At 68.5% G+C, this 20,050-nt stretch carries 1 protein-coding gene; it reads left to right on the forward strand.

Features of this window, described 5'->3' with window-relative positions; translation table 11 throughout:
• Positions 1 to 6: 6 nt before the first annotated feature.
• Positions 7 to 19,818: a WXG100-like domain-containing protein gene (locus CFP71_RS22295; RefSeq protein ID WP_093935884.1), complete on the forward strand. Its 19,812-nt coding sequence runs from the start codon at positions 7 to 9 to the stop codon at positions 19,816 to 19,818.
• Positions 19,819 to 20,050: the final 232 nt, after the last annotated feature.

The raw sequence follows: 20,050 nt of genomic DNA on the forward strand, positions 1-20,050 counted from the left end.
AGAGAAGTGTCGGGTGGTTCGGTCAAGTTGCCTGCCGAGTTGCAGACCTTCTTTTTGGTGACGTTGGGGATGCCCTGGCCGGAGGGTAACGACGCGGCGCTGGCCGAGTTGGCGCGGGCGTGGCGTGAGTTCGAGGCGGCCGCTGAGGAGTATCGGGAGGCGGTGCGGGCCGGAGGTTTGGGGGTTCCGGGTGCGCTGGTGGGGGAGACTGGGGAGTTTTTCGCGTCCTACCTGGGGGGTGACGTGGTGCCCGGGATCGAGGCGTTGGGGGAGGCGTCGGAGAGCCTGGCGGGGATGGCGAAAACGGCCGCGGCGGATGTGGTGAAGGCCAAGGTCATGATGATCGCGATGGCGGCGATGGCGCTGGCCACGATCATTCACTTGCTGGCGACGCTGATCGGTGCGGCGTTCGTGGGTTTGGCGCAGTTGACGGCGCGGCAGGCGTTGATGGCGATCTGGCGTGGTCTGGTGGCCAAGATGCACGCGCTGGTCGCGATGAAGTTCAACCAGGAACTCGCGATCCGCCTGCTGAAGGCGATCGGTGCCGGAGTGGTGGCCGCGACACCGCATACGGTGAAGTTCGCGGCGGCGGGCGCGGGGATCATGGGTGGTCTGGATCTGTCGGTCCAGACCGGCCAGATCGCGGCGGGGAAACGTGACGAGCTGGACGGCAAGTCGCTGCTGGGCTCGTTCGGTGGCGGGGCTCTCGGCGGCGCGTTCGCGGGAATCTTCCACGCGGCTGCGGTGTGGGCGCGGGGCGCCGCCGCGGGGTGGGCGGACAACGAAGCGGCGAGGTCGCTGGCGGAGCGGCTGAAAGTCGAGGGGGTGACGCTGGAGACCCTGAAGGAGGCGGGGGAGCGCCTGGCCGTGGCGCCGCGGGCGATCCCCGGCTCGGTGGAGGCGCTGGGACATCTGTCGTATGGAGCCGGTCAGGTCGGCGTGGTGTTCATCACCGCGCCGGTGATCAACCTGGCGACCGGGTCGCCACACGCTAGTCCGTGGCTGGGGATGCTGGGGGCGTTGTCGGGGTTCGGCGGTGGCCGCGGCGGTGGTGGCGCTGGTGGCCGCCTCGACACGCTGCTGGTCGATCTGGGGCATTTGCCGAAGGCGGTGGAGTTCACGATCCCGGCCGGCGACGTCAAGACGGACATCAAGACCGGCGGCGAGGCGAAGGTCCCCGTCGCCGACGTCAAGACCGAAAGCACGGCCGACATCAAAGCCGGTGGCAAGGCCGACGGCGGCCTCACCACCGGGGAACGGCTCTTCCTCGAACCGCCACCGTCCTATGCGGACACGATCGCGGCCGATGCGGCACAGCGTCCCGTGGCCTCGACTACGCCGGGGCAGGCGATCGGCACTCTCTTCACCCCCGCGGTCCACGAGAACCCCGCGGGCGCGGTGGCTTCGGCGGCCGACACGAGTTCGACAGTCCACACCGGACAGAAGGTCGAGCCGGCAGGCGTCGCGAGCCCGGCTTTCGCCGAAGAAGGGACAACGGCACACTTCCTCACGACGGCGGCAGAACCGCAGCCGGGTGCGGCGAACGGTGGCCGCGCCACCCTCACTACCGCGACGCCCGGCCCTGCAACCGCCGCGAGCATCACCACTACCGCCACGTCCAGCGCCACGACCACGTCCAGCACGAATACCGCCACGACCGCGGCGACCACCGCCGCCACCACCACGACCGGCGCCGCCACCACGACCGCTACCACCGGGGCGTCCGCGACCACGGCCGCCGCGCAGACGGCCTCCGGTGCCGAAGCCGGCAGAGGCGCACCGGAACGCAACGCCGCCGCCGCGCCCGAGACAGCGGCCGCGCGAGACACCGGCGTGGCCACCCCCGAGCAGGCATCCGAGACGAAGGCGGTCGACACTTCGTCGGCCGGCCCTCAACGGGTCGAGAGCACTTCCGCGACCACCAGCGCGGAGACCGCGCGAGCTCCCGAAGCCCCTGCGGGTTCCGAGCCCGCCCCGGTCGCGGCGGAAAGCCCGCAGCGGGTCGAGAGCGCTCCCGCGACCACCAACACGGAGCCCGTACCGGCTCCCGAAACACCTGTGGTTCCCGAACCCGCGCCGGTCGCGGCGGAAAGCCCGCAGAACCGGCCGCAGCCGGCGGTCACCCGTCCGGCGGCCGCCGAAGTACCGACGAGCGACCGCGCGACCCTCCCGGAGAAGTCCGCACCCGAACGCGCGACCGGCGACCTGCCTGGCAGGCAGGGGAAGACAGAACTCTCGGAGCCCAAGGTCGAGACCGCGGGGGCACAGAGCGGAAGATCGGGCGCGGCGACCCCTGCCCGGGTGGAAGGCAAGCCCGTCACGGAGGCGGTCACCTCCACCGCCCAGCCGTCCGACACGGCCGCCCGTCCGGCAGCCGCACGGCCGGCACCGGACAGTAAGACCGCCGAACCGGTCGGCCGGGCGGCGGAGGTCCGGACCTCGGTCACGGCCGACGCGCCGGGACGTCCGGCCACCGGCGGCGGACGCGACGAAAACCGCGGACAGACCCGCGACGACGCCGGTTCCGACGAGGCGTTGCTGATCCCGGTCGCCTACGCCGACGAGACCCCGCACACCGCGGTCCACGGCGAGGAGCCCACGGCGCGGATGGGCCGCGCGGAGTGGGCGGAGTGGGAAAAACTGCGAGAGACACTGACGGCGACGCCCTACAAGGCGGAGCGTTTCGAACCCTACGCCAAGGGGGAGAGCGAGGACGGCAAGCTGGGCGGCCGGATCACGCAGATCCGGTTCACCGTCCGGCGGGGCCAGGTGGCCAACGGGACCTGGATCCGGGAGATCGCGGTCCCGCTGGCCCTGGTTTCCGACGACGTCGATCAGAAGACCCGGGAAACCCTCATCGAGTCGCTGCAAAGGGAACTCGCCACGCTCGAAGCCGCCACCGATCCGCAGCTCTTGCGCCTCGGCAACGGCGACCGGGCACACTTGCGTCTGGAAGCCGTCGCCGCGGACGGGTTCGCCGAGGGCTGGGACCGGTACTCCGGGGAGAGCCTTCCGGTCACCGTCAAGAACGGGGAAGGCGAGACCAACCAGGTCGAGTGGTACCTCGGTTCCGGTACGGGCGCCATGCTGCACGAGATCATCCACGCCGCGGGCGGTAAGGACGGTTACCGCGATGCGACCGCCGGCGCCCGCCGCGAGCCGGTACGGGGCATCATGGGGCCGTTCCCGGAGGCGGAGCGGTTCATCGCCCGCGAGACCATGGCCGTACTGGACGGGCTGTCCCTCGCCGCCGGAGACCACGGTGGCGGGCTCCGCAACCCCGACCCGGCACGGGCGGGCTCGACCTCGGTCGTCTCCAGTGAGCCGTACAACTCGATGCATCGCCCCGCCGAAGCCCCGAAACCCAAGAAGGACCCCGACCCGCCGCCGCCGTTGTCGACCCACCGCCGCGGCTCGTCCGGGTCGCGGCCGCGATCCCAGGGATCCGACAGCGGCCCGCGAAAGTTGTGGCGGAGGTCGAACCCGTCGCTCGGCACCCTCCCGCTCTCACCCTCGATGCCCACGCTCATCGAAAGCGATGCCGAGGCGCGGGCGGGGTTCGCCCGGCTCGTCCGTCCTTCCTTGGTCGCGGTACCGGATTTCGAACCCATCCGGGCGGCCGTCCTGGCCAAGGTGTCCAAGTACGAAGACTGGGTGCGGGAGAACCTGTCCGACGTCAAGCTCGCGGATTTCGGTGCCACCCTGGACGGCCTGAAGCTGGACATCAGCCCTCGGCTGAGCGTCACCGTCGAGGTGCACGCCATCGATACGGCGCAAAATCCGGTGGACCGGACGACGGAATCGGTGACGTCGAGCGAGCATCTGGCGAAAACGATCCAGGTCGCCGACCAGATCGAGCGGACACCGGTGAATCCGACGAGCTTCAGCGCTCCCGCCGGACCGGTGACCGTCTCCGGCGGGATCCGGGGGATCGGCTCGGCATCCCAGAGCAGCGTCGTGGCGAAGCGGGCATCGAGCAGCGCGTTCGACGTCACCGAACAACGGCAAGGCACCCGTTCCCGGCATGACGTGACGTACCGGGTCAAGGTCTTCGAAAAGGGGCACTCGCGGGGGACCCGGGAGCGCGACCCGGGCGACGACGTGCTCCTCGACCTCGAACTCGACTGGCCCAAGAACGCCCCAGTGGAACCGCTGACCCCGGCCGATCCGGTCGGCGGCAAGCCATCCGGGCAGCGGGCGATCGACTTCGCCGAAGTGCACAAACGCATCAAGCACGTCGAACTCAAGGGTACGAAGAGGGTCTACGACGCCATCGTCGAACAGCTCGACCTCAAGGAACGGCGAGACGGTGAGGTCGTCGCGCTCAAGACCTGGCTGGACAACCTCGGTGGCGACCACGGCAAGGAACTCGTCACCGGCGGTCTCGCGAAACGGACGTTCGAGTTCAGGCACCGTGAGCGGCTGGAGATTTTGGTCCGCAGGCACAAACCGGAAGCGGGATCGCGACCGCATTCCTCGCACGCGGGCGGCAGCCAGAGCTCGATCGGTCACCGCCGGTCGAGCAGCGCGCTCGACACGGACGCGCGGAGCGGCACTCGGGAATGGGGCGGCTCGCTCGGGAGCGGATTCGGTGAATCGCTCTCGGACCTGGTCGGTGCCAAGGTTTCGGTGAACGTCTCCTACGCGCGGTCCGCCTCCGATTCGGAAAGCCATGCCACCAGCCTCGAACACGAATCGATCGAGCAGATCCGCGGTGCGTTCGAGAAACACGACGAGGACTTCCCGTTCGCCGTGACGATCGTGCCGGAGACTGGTGACCGCCCGGTCAGCCGTGGTTCGGGGTCCAGCGCGGGCCGGCGGCCGTCGACCCGTGATGGCCGGGTGTACGAGCTGGTGGTGCCCGGGTCCGTGCACGTCTATCTCGCCGAGACGGGGCAGATGGACTCGGAATCCTCCATGGCCTTCGGCTCGGGCAGTGACGGCCAGGCGTCCTCCAAAGCGGGGATGACCGTGAAAGAGGTGCCCGACCGGGCCGCGTCGCACTGGAAGATCGCCGAAAGCGACCGGAAGACCATCGCGGGCGTCGTGGCGGCCGTGCTGCGAGGTGAGGAGGAGATCACCGACCACCAGAGCCAGGCGGTACAGGACGATCTGGCCGCGCTGCTGGGCGAACCCGAGCGAGTACGGGAACTGGTCGCCGGAACGCGCATGCCGCTACCCGGGGAGCGGAGTCTCTTCATCGACGCCCAGTTGGCGCGAGGGCGCGGCCACTACGTCAAGCAGGCCACGTGGAAAGAGCTCGCGAGCAAGGTGGCCGTCGGCGAGGCCTCGCAGGTCAGCAGTTCCCGCTTGCGGGAGGGCATGCTGTCGATCGAGGTCGAGGCGGACGCCGGGCCGGTGACGATCCTCGGGTCCGCGACGGCTTCGCGGGAACACGAGCGGGCATGGAACGTCGGCCAGTCCATCCGGAAGGAACAGGGCCGGCCTGGCGGCGCGGACGCCCTCCACCTCTTCAACTACCCGATGACCCTCAACTTCCGGGTGGGCACCGATTGGGCGCACATCGACAAGGAGCTCGAGTTCGAGGACCCGGAAGCCGGGGTACCGATTCCCGGACTCCAGGCACGGCTCCAGGTGGCGGCGCCGCCCCGACGGGGGATCAGGGTCGGGGTGGGGACCGAACATCTCGACGAAACCGCTTGGGGCGATCAAGCCGGGCTGAACACTTCGGCGCTGAGGCCGGGCGGACGGCCCGTCCGCTCCGAGCTCGACTCGCTGCAAGCCCTGCTGGACTTCCCGGCGACCATCATCGAAGGGTTCTCGGGGTTGCTGCCCGAACCGGACCGGACCCGCGATCGGGTCGCCGGCGCGGTCAAACACCTCGCGGCCGGGGAAAAGCCCACACCGCTCGGGATTCACCACGAGGGTGAGTCCGCGCGCGACGCCTCGCAGCAGAAGATCGAAACCTGGGCCCGCCACGCCACACGCCAGGCCAGGCTGCCGCTGACCACCAAATCCGACGTGCTTCCGTTGGACAGCTTCAACGAAGGTGGCTTCTTCGCGACCGGTAGCCGCGATCTGCACGGTACGGTGGAGCTGAAGACGGATCTCCTGGAGCCGCAGATTCTCCGGCGAGACGACGCGCACGTCTTCGCCGACACGACGCGGACGACGACGGAACTTTCCCCCGAGGAGCGCAGAAAACTCGGCGCCGAAGCGTCCGCCAAGGCCACGGTGCCCACGGGTGGCCTGGCGACCGTCGGTGCCGAAGCCAAGGCAGGATTGGCCCGCGAGCGGAGCGACGACGGCTCCGAAACGGTGGTGGACGAGACCCACCGCGAGACGACCGAGCATGGCTACCTGGTGGCTTGGGATCACCGGCACCACTTGACGCTGTCGGTGCTCGAAGGGCGCACCGGGATGCTCGGCGGACGGCATACCGGAGAAGCGAAGAGCCGGTCTCTGGAGAAGTACGTCCCGATGGCGGAACTCCGCTGGGTTCCCGCGTCGGCGCTCGCCGAGATCGGCGAACTCCCGCCCGCTGAACTCAAGAAGCTGCACGAGGACGACCAGAAGGCACTCTCCGCCGGGACTCAGGCCCGGTCCTCTTCCGGTAACGGCCCCGAAGACATCCTTGGTGATCTCGACCCAGCGGACTCGTCGGTGGTGCCCCGGCTGATCGCGAACCTGACGACGGAATTGCGCGCCTGGGAAGCCAAGGTCACCGAGCCGAAGGTCCAGCGCGAATTCAGGGAACTGCACGACGAAATGCTGGGAAGTCTCGGTACGCACCTCGCGCTCGGCGGCTTCGGCGACACCGTGCGCGCCATGCTCCGCGGTGGCGCCGTGCGGTTCGGGAGGCGGTTCCTCGACTCGGGAAAGCTCGAACAGGTACTGGTACTGAAGGCCAGGTTGCCGCATGGCCGGGAGAATCCGGCCGGCTTCGACTACCGCGTCGAGTCGTCCAGTACGACGACGACGCGGCACCGTGGCGGCGTCGCCTGGGAGAAGTCCTACGGCGTTACCGCGGAGGGCACGCCGAAGCTGCCGGTTCCCGAGTTCACGGGTTCGTCGAAACTCGGGCTGGATCAGGCGATCGCGCCGCACGCCGGGGTGCAGGGAACGCGGACGACCTTCCGCGGACCTGAGCGGGCCGCCGCCACGACCGTCAAATTCGCCTGGAACGGCAAAGCGACGCAGCGGATCCACGATCTCGAAGTCTGGGTCGAGGTCCATCCCTGGGCCAGGTCCGGGGTCTATGCCCGCCACGTGCCGGGTATCCGCCATCAGCACGTGCGGGAAATCGAAAAGCTGAGTCCGTCGACCTTGGACGCCGTGGTGCGCTCCACGCTGCCCTCCTTCCTGACCGACAGTGGCTCTCCCTCGCCGACCATGACCGGTTCCCTGCGCGAGCATTGGGCCGACGACGGGCGCGGTGCCTCGTGGCCGGACGACGCGGCGCTCTGGGGGTTCCCCGTAGAGGCGCCGAAGCTCTACGCGGAGATCCGCAAGACCGTCGAAAGCATGAACGCGGAGCGCACGTTCGCCGTCCTGGTCGCCACGCAGGCGCCCTTGCTGGGACGGCGCCTGCCGTCACTGCTGTCCGAGGACGGTTACTTCGTCGACGTGGGCAGCCGTACGACCATCGACTCCGTCAGGATCAAGCTGGATCTGGGGGACCGGTACCTCGTCCGGGAGATCGAGGGCGCGTCGCTGACCGTCGGCCGCGACGCCGCGACGAGGGCCACCGTCGAGCGCTCGCACGAGGGCACGGTCTCGGGCGGGCTGCTCGGTGGGCCGGTCTCCGGGCTGGTCGGGGAACTCGGCAAGGAACGGCAGTTCGGAGCTCCGGCCGAAGAGGTCCCGATCGAACTCGGTGGTACCCCCGAAGGTCAGGGTGACGGGGTTTTCTGGGTCAGCGCGGTCCCGGATTTCACGATGATCTTCAAGCAGGCCAACGGGAAGGAGGGAAAGCCCCTCCGGATCGGCCCGGATGGCCGGATCGACCTGCTCGTCGACCGCGCGGGTCTGGTGGCGCTCGGTCTGGAGCCGCCCGCCGGGACTCGCGGCGGGCTCGCGCCGGGCATCCCGTCGATCGCGATCAGGGTGCCCACCGCCATCAGCCGGACGTCCACGTTCGCCAGTGACCGGACGATCAAAGCCGCGAGTGCCAGGAATCCCGTCGGCGAGGCGCGAGGCGACGCCACCTCCGTGCATCGCGCCGTGAGCCGGGAGAAGGATCTCAAGATCCTGCGCAAGGAATTCGCCGCCTTGGGCGGGACGACCGACCGGCCCACCGTCCGGGCGGAGGTCGATGAGCGGTTCCAGCGCCTCGATGCCGCGCTGGACAACGTTCCCGCGCCGATCGCCCGCCAAGTCCTCGACATGGTCCGCGGGGCGATGTTCACCACCGGGAACATTCCGGTTCGTGAGGTCGACATCGACGGCGTCACACACCGGCAGACGATCCGGCCGGTGTTCCCGGAGACCTTCGGACGCCTGCTGGACACTCTTGCCCTTCAGTTGGAGCAGGAGAACAACCCGTTCCGCGAGGGAGGTCTTCTCGCCGGTCTGGGCCCGCAGCGGGATGAGGCGCTCCTGTCCCGGCTGGCCCACCTTGCCACGGTGAACCTGCCGCGGGTGGGGCGCGACTACCTGCTGAAGCATCCGGCTTTCCACGCTCTGCTCGCCAATCCGGACGCGGTGAAGGAAGCGCTGTACGCGGCAGGCGAACTCGAACCGGATCGCCGGACCCCGGCCGGAGCCGCGGTGAACTCGGCCCTGCGGGCGAGAGTGCCCCTGCTCACCGGGCTGATCGTGCTCGGCCTCGCAGGGGTCACCAGGTTTCTCAACGACGGCGACCGCTACGCCGGCCTGGAGGTTCAGCCCGCGCGGGAGGAACAGCTCGTCAAGTCGGCGAGGGGAGTCAGAGAGACACTGCTCAAGGCGCTCGACACGACTATCGAGCTGGCCGACCGGGAGCGGCAGGACCCGAAGGCCTGGCACGGCCTCAGCGAACAGTGGGCGAACGCGATGCAGCAGTTCGCCGCCTTGGCCGGCGTCGGTTTGGCCACGCCCGCCGCGCGTGCGGACGCTTACGCACGGTACGTCGCGGAGGGAGTGCTGCCCACGTCGGACGTGCCGTCGAGGCCGGGTGAACTCACGTCCCGGGTTCAGCTGGCTTCCTGGCTGTCGGACGGAGGCGAGCTGGCCGTGTTCTGGGAGCGGCTCGCGGCCGGGGCGGGACACGTGCTGGCCGGTGCCGAACTCGCGGTGTTCGTTCAGGCGAGAAGGTCCGCCGACGGACCGGTCTTCGCCGTCGGGGACCCGGAAGGCCGCCCGGTCGAGCTGAATCCGGCCGCCTTCAGGAACTGGGCGGCGGAAAAGGGCCTCGCGGCCCCTCTTTCCCTCTTCCCGGCGGCCCGGACCCATGGGCCGTTGCTGACCGTCCCGTTCAGCGGGGGGCTTTGGGCGGGGACGCGGGATTCCCGGCCGGTACCAGGCACGGCGACGCCGGGGATGTTCGAGCTGGTCCTGGCCAAGGACGGCGAGCGGCCACAGCCGCACCAGCTGGCGGCGGCGCTGCGGGGGAGCGCGTGGAACCACGCCGACGAGATCATGCTGTCCGGACGCGACCGGGCGGATCTGGAACTCCTCGGTTCGGCGTTGAGCCGGGACCTGGGTGCGACCGTGCGCCATGAGTTCGAGCGGGGGAAGGCGCCGCTCCTCGTCACCTCGGACGGGCACCTGACGGTGGGCGGACTCGGTGCCCAAGCCGCTCCGATCCGGCGACCGGCCGACGAGATCACCGCCCTGCCCTTGCCGCTCAACCTGGGTGTGGCTTTCGTGGACCCGGTTTTCGCTCGCAACCTGACGGGGGTTTTCGAAAACCACCCGGACGACCGGATCCCGGTGGCCGTTCACCACCGCGATGGCCGGTTCTTCCTGCCGGACGCGCGGAAGCGGGAGATCCCCCATGACCCCTTCCAGTTCGCCGAGGCGCTCGCGAGCCAGCCGCTGAGCCTGGTGACGTGGGGGCGATTCTCGAAGGTCTCCCTCTTCGCCTGCGATCTGACGAACGAGAGCCTGAGCGACCTCAAGGCCGCCGTCGCCAAGCTGCCGGTGCTGGCACACCTCGATGTCGAAGCGATCAAGCTCAACACGCGTATTCACATCACGCCGGACAGCGACGTGCTTTTCGGTGATCAGCGCGCGTTGCCGGACGGGACTCTTTCGCTGACGCCTTCGGGCGATCCCGGGTTGCCGGTGGCGAGGTTCGGGGAGGACGGGGTTCCTCCGGCCGAGTTCCTCGCTTGGCGTCCCGGGGACTCCGGAAGCACGCTGCTCGATCATGCGCAGCAGCTGGCGAACGACTTCGTGGACCGGAACTGGGGCACGGGACTGACGCCGGACTTGACCTGGGAGGCACTGGACCGCTTCATCGAGCCCATGCCGGAGAGCTGGGTCCGGGCCTGGCTCGAAGGCACGGGTTCTCCCCACCATCGCTTGGGAAGCTTCCGGGAGGCGGACACCTTCGCCAGGGAGTCGGGTTACGTGGTGAACGCCTGGGAGGTCGCGCAGGCGTGGGGTCGCGCGAGGGTTTCGCAGGAGACCCGGCTGGACGAGCGCCACGCGATCCCGGCGGAGGACAGGGTCCGGATCGAGTACATGGTCGACGGGTTCGTCGACGCCGCGGTGCAGGCGTCGCCGGACTCGTTGCCGCGAGTGCGGAGCGCGGTGTTCGTCGCGCCGGGTTCCCTGGCCGGTACCGACGGGCTCGGTGCGGTGGTCGAGTCCCGGATCCAGCTGCGGCTGAGCACCTATCCACCTGGGGTGGTGACAGTCACGGCGGACCAGCTGCTGGCCCAGGTGTCGGTTTCGGTGCTCACCCGCCCCGAGGGCGATCCGCAGATCGGTGTCGTGCAGGTCCATGTCGAGGGGCAGCGTGCGCTGAGCGGTCTCTACGGTCCCGAGGCCTATTCCCTGCCGGGCGATCGCCCGAGTCGCCACTGGACGCAGCTGCACCAGGCTCGTGCGGATCTCGCGTGGCTGGCCGACGGTGGTCCGGTCATCGCCCGGGCCGGGGAGATCATGAATCGACTCCACCAGCCTCCCCGCGTGTTCGTGGAGCAGGAGCGGTCGCTGGTGCACCAGGCACACCGGGAACGTCATCGGGCCGCCACGGACCTGGTCGCTTGGGACCTGCTCTGGAATGGCGAGCTGGCCGCGATCGAGCGCGCGCGTGACCTGGTCCCGGCGGTGGGCTGGCCCCGGCGAGGCGGAGTCGTGGGTGGGGCGCCGCGGGCCGATCAGCCTGGTCCGTCGACGGAAGCCGGTTCGTCGAGCGCCGCGACTTCCACGACGCCGGAAGAGCCGCCTCCGCCCGCCGATGTGATCGCGTGGCAGCCACCGTTTCCGGATACGCCGGGGCCTCGCACCCTCAATGAGTACGTGGTGGAAAACCACACCATCGTCAACCGGGTCAACGCTGCCCTCTTCCTCGGACCGAACGCGCTGGCCATGATGCCTCTCGAGCTTTGGGAGATGGTACGAGAACACCTCAGGAACGACGGGACACCGGCGAGCTGGGCACGGGCCTGGGCCGAGCACATGAGCCCACGCCAGCCGCTCCAGGCACGGTTCGGTGGGACGCACGGTGTCGCGGTGGCTTCGGGAGGGTTGCTGAACCCCTCCGAGGTGCAGCAGGCATGGAATCGCGCGCGAACCACCTTCGAAACCCGGCTGAGCGCCAGTGGTGAGCTCGACGGAATCGACCGGCACTTCTCCATCGGCCTGATGATCGACGGATTCGTCGACGCCGCGTTGCAGCCGCCTCCACGGATACTTCCGGAAATCCAGGTCGCGGTCTTCGTCCCACCGGGTTCGTCCACCGGGGTGTCCCATCTGCGGAAGGTGGCCGGGCACAAGATCGATTCCCGGCTACAGCAGTATCCGGCGCACGTGAGGTCGTTGTCGGTCGAGCAGTTGCTCGCCCGGGTGTCCATCACCGCGCTCACCAGGCCCGACGGTGATCCTCAGATCGGGGTCGTCCAGGTGCGGGTGGAAGGGCAGCGAAGGCTGTCCGGACTCTACGGCCCCGAGATGTACACCGACCCGGCCAACCCGCTTCCCTCGCACCAGACGCACTTGGCGGAGGCGCGGATGGCGCTCGCCGGGCTCGCCGAGGACCATCCAGCGTTCGCTCAGGCGCGCGAGATCATGAACAAGTACCACCAGCCGCCTCGCGTGTTCGCCGATCAAGAACCGCCCCGGTTGCATCAGGCACATCGGGAGCGTCGCCGGGCCGCCACCGATCTCGTCGCCTGGGACCTGGTACGAACGGTGCCCATCATTCCGGGCGAAGAGGTATGGGCGGCGGAGGTACGAGCCCGGGCGTTGGTCGCCGCCGTGGGCTGGCCCCGGGAGAGCAGGCTTCTGGGCGGCGCGCCACGCGACGATCAAGGCGGGCAGGCGAGTGAAGCCGGTTCGTCGAGGTCCACGGGATCCGAGCGGATGGTCGACGTGGCGTCGCGGTTGCCGGACGGCGACGCGCTGGCCGGATTGTGGGAGCGGTTGGCGGGCCCCGAGGGGCGGATGTTCGATTCCGCCGGTGGGCCCGCACGGGTCCGGGCCGTGCTGTCGGATAACGGGCCGCTGTTCGCGGTGGAGTCGGCGGCTCGGCCGCTCGAGCTGACTCCTCAGGAGCTCGTCTCGTGGGTGGTCGAGCACGAGGTCTCGGCTCCGGAGTCGCTGTTCCCGGACCGGGACACCGTCTCCGGGAAGGGCAAGGCCCGGCAAGAGAGCGGGCCGAAGCGTGTTCCCGCGGTGGTGCGGCAGGCGACCGGTCCGGGCGCGAGCAGCGACTTGGTCACGGTTCACGACGGCCGGGGCACGCCGTACGCGAACGCGAGGAACTCTCAGGCTCTCCTCGCTTCGATGCTGCCGGGGAAGACCACGTTGGCGTCGGTGGCCGATCTCCCCGGCACGCTCTTCTCCTGGGCGGTCGGCACGCATCTTTCGATCGCTTCCTGGCGGGACGGGCGGATCCATCTCCATTCCGACGGTCGCGTCGGCACTTCGGAAACCTCAGTGGGGGAACCGGCCGCCTCGGCGGACCTGGTCAACTGGACACCGTCGCCGGTGGGGAGGACCTTGGCGGACGAGGTGCGGGACATCAGCCTCGTCAACGACAAGAACCTCAAACTGCTGCTGGGTAAGGGCAATCCCACCCCGATGCCCGTCGAGCTGTGGAAGCTGGTGCAGGACCAGCTTGAACTCGACGCGGTACCGCCGGAACTGGCGAGGAACTGGGCCGGATCCTCGAGCGTGCATCGGCTCGAAGACGAGCGAGCGGCCGAGGCCTCCGGAAACGTCCTGAATCCTTGGGAGATCAATGCGGCGAAGGGCCGAGCCCGGGCCTACTTGGAGACGCGGACGACCGACTACGGAACTCTTCCCGAACCGGCTCTGCGCAAGATCAAGCTCATGGTCGACGGCTTCGTCGACGCCGCGGTACAGGCGCGACCGGAGTCCTTGCCCTCGATACGAGGTGAGGTGTTCGTCGGTCCGCGTTCTCTGGGGGCCGTGACCGTGACCGGCCTGCTCGCCCGGATCGACTCGACGATCAACGCCAGGTTGGCCGAATACCCGAAGGACACGGTGACGACGTCGGCGAAGCAGCTGTCGGAACGTGTCTCCGTCAACGCGCTCACCCTTGCCGACGCGGACCCGCGGATCGGAGTCGTCGAGGTCCGGGTCGACGGGCAGCGCGAGCTGACCGGGCTGTTCGGCCCGTGGGTCTATTCCGATCCGAACAACCCGCTTCCTCGGGTCAAGAGGTTCGTCGCGGTGACGCGGGAACTGCTCGCGGGAGTGGACCGGAACAGCTCGGAGTTCAGCCGGGCACGGGAGATCATGGACAGGTTCCACCAGCCGCCTCGGGAGTTCGATGGTCGGCCCCCACGTATGCACCAGGCGCACCGGGAACGTCACCTCGCGGCAACGGAGTTGATCGCGTTGCTGCTGTATACGCGGCCGCGCGCGGCCGTACGGGTCGCCGAACTGTTGGTACCGGACGTCGGGTGGCCACGGCCGAGCCGGATCGACGGGGTACCGACCCTGAGCCGTGTCATCACCGGACATCCGTCCGCCGATCGCGAAGTGGCCGCGTTGGCGCTGCCGCGGAACACCGGTGTGGCCTTCGTCGACCCGCGTTTCTTCGGCAACGTCGTGAAAGCATTCGCCGAACGCACGGACGATTCAGTTCCCGTTGTGGTGCACCACAGGGACGGCCGGTTCAGCCTCCCGGATTCCGCCGGTCAGCGTGGCTCAGCCGGCTATCGGGAGCTGGCCGAGAGCCTCGCCAGCATGCCGGCGAGGCTGATCGAATGGCAGAAGTTCTCCCGTGTCGTGCTCTACGCTTGTGACCTTCCCAAGGAGGCGCCTGGAAGGCTCCAAGCCGGGCTTGCCGGGATACCCGCTCTGTCGCATCTCAAGGTCGAGGTCTACTTCTCGGGAGAGCGGGTCCATTTCCTGCCTGAGGGCACCGTTGTCACCGGTGACGTGCCCGGCCTGCCGGACGGAACCCTCACGCTCGCGCCGTCGGCCCGCGAGTCCGTCAGGGATTTCTTCGCGAGCTTCCGCACGGCCTTGTCCACCGCCGTGCACCTCGCCCGATGGCATGGGCGGGTCGAAGTCGATTCCCAGGGCACGGTGACCGGGACCAGGCCCACCCCGCTGAGCGGGCTCGTGGGACGCGAGCCGACCGCCTTCGGCCGGACACTCACGCCGCCGGACGTGCTCGCGTTCCGGCCGTTCCTCGACGGTGCGGGGCCGAGCACGCTGAACGAGTACGTGCGGAACCGCAGTATCGTCAACCAGGCTCGCTTCGACGATCTCACTTCCACGGGTACAAAAACCCTCGGGTTGCCAACGGAGATCTGGAACCTGGTGCGTATGCAGCTCATTCTGGATCCGGATTCGACCCCGCTGAACTGGGCAGGCGACTGGGCGCAGGAAATGGCCCATGCCGAACGTCCGCGACTGGCCCGGGCCCACGACCTGACACCGACGGGCCCTTATGGCCGGGATGAAATACGGCAGCTGTCCGGCTTCGCCCTGAACTCGGCGGGGGCCCAGCTGGCCTGGCACCGGGCGAGGATTGCTTACGAGACCAGGCTCGACTTCAGCCGGGGTGAGCTGCCCGACGAGGCGCGTAGCCATATCCACCTGATGGTGGAGGGCTTCGTCGACGCCGCCGCGCGCGCCCATCCTGGCGAGCTGCCTCGAGTACGTGGTGAGGTGGTCGTCCCGAAGGGCCATTCCGGCTGGGCGAACTTGGTGCGTTCGCTGGTGAAGAAGGCCGTCGCGCAACGGCTGGAGGAGTACCCCGCGGGTGCCGTGCCACTGACGGCTAAGCAGCTTTCGGGGCAGATCTCGATCTCCGTGATCACCCGCCCGTGGCGTGATGTCGAGTTCGGCAAGGTGCGGCTCCGTGTCGACGGGCAACGCGCCCTGTCCGGATTGTATGGACCGGAGGCCTTCGCCGGGGAAGCGGCCAAACCGCTGAGCGGTGCCGTCGGCATGCCACGACTGGGTGGTGCACCGGTACCGTCGAAGGGCCTGTTCACCCTTTCCTCACCTGCCGGGGACAGGGTCGCCGCCCTGGCGTTGGAGCACAACACCGGTGTCGCTTTTGTCAGTCCTCTCTATTTCACCCACGTCAGCCGGGCCCTTGCCCCGACCGAAAGTCACGCGCTTCCCTTGGTCGTACATCATCGGGCGGGTCGATGGGGACTTCCCCGAGCCGATGGGAGCCTGGTGCCGCACAGCTCGCGTGAGCTCGTGGAGGTGCTTGCCCGCGCACCCGCCGAGCTTGTGTCCTGGGGTGCCATCCAGCAGATCGAACTGTTCGCCTGCGATTTGACGCAGGCCGAGGTATTCAGCCTTCAGGCCGCTCTGCACGACATACCCTCCCTGGCTGGAATCTCGGTTACCACGCGCATGCTGAACAGGAGCGTGCGTATCCTGCCCAACGGTCGTATCAGTGGTTACCGCCGAGGAGCCGACGCAGACCGCGGGGCGCTCGTCCTCGGAACGAACGCGGCCACCCATGCCGGTGATTCCGTGGTCGCCGCACGGAATCTGTACGGTGAGGAAAACCTGATCTCCTTGCTGCCGGACGACGTGGACGCGGCCGCGGTGAGCCGTTCATGGGCGAACGCGACTCCGCATTCGCTGAGAATGATCCGGCGGGAAATCAACCAATATGGGGAAACCCAGGTCGAGTTCGCCCCTTGGGCGGAGCTCGTCACCGACCATCGTCCGTCTCCGCTCGTGCTCAGGCTCTGGCCGCGTGGATCCGGGTTCGGGGTAGGCCCGGAAATCCTCACTCCGGCGGAGACCATGCGCCGCCTTCACGACAGCGAGGCCTTTCAGCGCTATCTGCGAGAACCGGTGCGACGGCCCATCATCGTCCTCTCCTGGGTGAGCTGGGCGCTATCCGATAACCGGTTCGGTGAATTCCTCAGTGCCCTCAGCGGGATCAGGCCGGTTCACCTGGTCAGCTATCAGGGGCGGTACGCGCTGCTGCCCGAGGGATCTCTCAAGTTCTACCAGTCCCCGCAGATCGGCTACAGCCTGTTCGCTCCGTTCACCGACCTGGAATTGTCGGCCACGCCGGACGTGTTCACCCTGTCCCGAACAGCAGGGGCCTCCGCCACGATCGCGGCACGGGAGATCGCCGCGACGGTCACGGCGAAATGGAGGACGATCCGGACCGAGCCGGCGCCGCTGGTGATGGTGATACCCGGTGACGACACGGTGGCGCAGGTCGCGGTGCGGTCGCGCGACGTCCGGCTTCCGCTCGGTGGGCGGGAGATCGTGAGCCTGTTCCTCTCGGTACCGGGCGCACGGCGAGTATTGGCTTCGAATCCGGGCAAACCCGTGGTGCTCGCGGGCGATTTCGGGGCGAACGAGGCTCGCCCCGGCGGGATCCGGTTCGATGTGAGCGCGGCGCTCGCCGAGCACGGCCTCTTCAACCCGGTTCATGCCACGAACAGCGACGCGTCGAGCGGGTTCCAGCAGGTTTCGGGTCTGTTCGCGGACCGGATCAAAACCGAACTGGTCCTCGGAGCCGACAGGTTGCCCGCGGCGGTCTTCGTCCGGCATGACGGAGACGAGATGGCGTTGCGCCAGGTGCAGACCTGGGCCGGCGCCGCGGCCTCGACCGCCGGGCAAGTGGTCTTGGGGCCGGATGGCATGAAGGTGGACGCACCGTGGCACAACGCCATGCCGATCTTCGTCAAGCCCGCCGACGACGGCCGGATCCACTTGAAACGCTCCGACGGCAGACCCGCTGTCGGAGAACCGGGATTGGCTTTGCGTGACAGCAGAGAACTGCGTACGGCCCTGGGACGGGTGGCGGACGGCCAGTCCTTCCCGCAGAGCGAGCGAACCCCGTTCCTGATCCCGATCGAGGGCAGGGTCGGCGAATTGGAGAAGTTCACGACGGACATCGCCGATGGTGGCTACTCGCGGGCGACCGTCGCCGCGCGGGGACCGGTGGAGCTGATGGGACTCCGTCAGATCAAGCTCACCGAGCCGGGATTCGACCGCGTGAAGGCCGTTCCGCCCAGGCTCGAACTGATCGTCAGTCACGCTTTGAGGAGTACCGATTCGACGGTGCACGGGGTGTTCTTCCCCCGAGATGACGCCGACATGCTCGCCTCCGCATCGGTCGATGCGCGGACCAGTCCGCTCTTGCGCGGCGGCTATTTCCATTTCCCGACGAAACCAGCCGATCCGCACCTCACGCCTGGTGGTGAGCCGAGCTGGCGTACGGTCCTGCACGGCTCCCAAGCGAACGTCAGCATGGCGTTGTCCACCGCTCGCCCCTACGAGTTGGGGGACCGGTTGATCCTGGCGGGAGAAACAGCGGCGGAAGCTCTCTTCGCGTCCACTCTGTATCGCCAGGCGCAGCCCGACCCGAGCCGCCCTTTCCGATTGCTGGCCTGCAACACCGCCCATAACAAGCAACTGGTCAGATCGATCAAGGCAAGGTGGGGCAACGGGGCTATCATCGCGCCGACCAGCCTGGTGTGGTTCAGCCACACGATCAGCGGGGCGGCGTTGAACATCCGAAGCCATCTGGTCCGGGCGGACGGCCCACGGCCGCCCAGACTCGCCTTGGCGGATCTGGCGGCCGAGCACATCCCCCAGCGAAAGATCGTTCAGAGCGCTGGGGGCAGTCTTCCGAAGAACGTGCAAGCGGCGGTCCAGACCGCCGTGCGCGCCTCGGCCTGGCGGGTGGTCAGCGGCGCGGAACCCGTGACGATCCGGATCACCGTCGGCGGCCGGGACCAGTCCGGCGGGATGTCGTGGGGAAGAGAGCTCGCGGCAGGGATCCGGACGTTCGCGAACGACGAGGCGTCGCAGCTGGCGAAGCACTACAGCCTGCCGGCCGCGGGTGCGCGTCGCATGCCGATCGACGTCGCTTTCGAAAGGAAGGACCAGCACCCGGCGGTGGCTCTTGTGAAGTTCGGCCTGGCCGAGGGAGAATTCGGCCAGAAGAGCCTGGCCACCCGTGATGCCGATCAGATCACCCGGGCCTTCGCCGCCTTGGCGCCGAACAGCGACGGAATCCCGCAAGGGGGTCCGGTCCAGCCCATGGCAGGCGCTCTCGAAAGGCCCGGGCGGCCGTTCGCGGCGAGCTCGTCGATTCCGGCGTCACGGGCCGGCCACGTGCCACGGTTGCCGGCGCTGGTGCCTGCTCCTGATTGGCTCCAGGACGCGACCGCCCCACCTGCCGTGTTGCTCGGATGGCGGCCGCCCGCACCCGGCGAATCGCGTGCGGGGACGTGGGCTGAAACCGTCCAGCAGCGTACTGTCAGGAACCTCGCGTGGCTGGCGCGCTCCGCCGTACGGCGCCGGCTACCGGACGAACTCTGGCTCATGGTGAATGAAGCCGCTCAGCTCCGAGTGGGTTGGGTACGTGCCTGGGTCGAGTCCATGGATTCGGTCAGGGGACCGGATGGCTTCACGTACAAGAACGAAGCGCTGGCGGAGCTCACCGGCGTCGGCCTCACCAAATGGGAGGTCGCGCAAGCACGCGGGAACGCCCGGGTGAACCTCAAGGATCGGCTCGACGAGGACGGCAACCTGACCTACAACGGGAAAGCGTCCTTGTACCTGATGGTCGACGGGTTCGTCGACGCGGCGGTCCAGGCGAATCCGGACGCCTTGCCTCGGGTCCGTGGAGCCGTCTTCGCCGCAGGCCAGGCGTTGGAAGGCGCCGGCAAGGTGGAAGCGCTCCTCAAAGAGAGGGCCCGCTTGCGGCTGGCGCAGCACCCCGAAGAGGTGGTGACGATCACGCTGGAGCAGGTGTTGGCGCGGGTGGAGGTCGAGGTGATCACGCGGCCGGAGGGGCATGAGGAGAGTGGTCTCGCCCGGTTCCGGGTGGACGGGCAGCGTGAACTCTCCGGGCTCTACGGTCCGGAGGCCTATTCGAAGCCCGACAATCCTCTGCCACGGCGTGAGGACCTGCTCGCGACCGCGCGCCAGGAAATCGCTCAGTGGGATCCCTCCGACCCGGAAGTCGCCGAGTTGTTCACCCAGGCGGAGCAGATCATGAAGCGGTACCACCAGCCTCCGCTGGAGTTCGACGGCCCGGAGAAACCGCGGATCCACGAGGCGCACGAGGAACGCTATTCGGCCGCGAGGGATCTGATCGCCTTCCAACTGGCACAGCCGGATCACACCTTCGAAGTGAACCGGCGCAGCGCCGACTCCGTCGCCAGGCTACTGGTCGGGGAGGTCGGCTGGCCGCGACCGAGCACGATCGTGGGGGGCACGACCTAGCCGGTGACCAAGTTCAGGTGTGCCGGTGCAGGTGGGGGTCGTGGTAAGTGTCGTTCTAACGACACTTACTGAGGGAAAGGCGAAGGTGTCTTGCTGGATGCGACGTCCGTGAAGGCCTCCTTGCCTACCCTGAAGGTAGTGAAGGATCCCTTCACCTCGGGTCTTGCGGGTACTGCGGGTCTTGCGGGTCTCGTGGGTGGTGCTGGCTCGGCGGGTGTTGCGAAAGCCACGT

This window comes from Amycolatopsis thailandensis (genome assembly GCF_002234405.1).
GTDB lineage: Bacteria > Actinomycetota > Actinomycetes > Mycobacteriales > Pseudonocardiaceae > Amycolatopsis > Amycolatopsis thailandensis.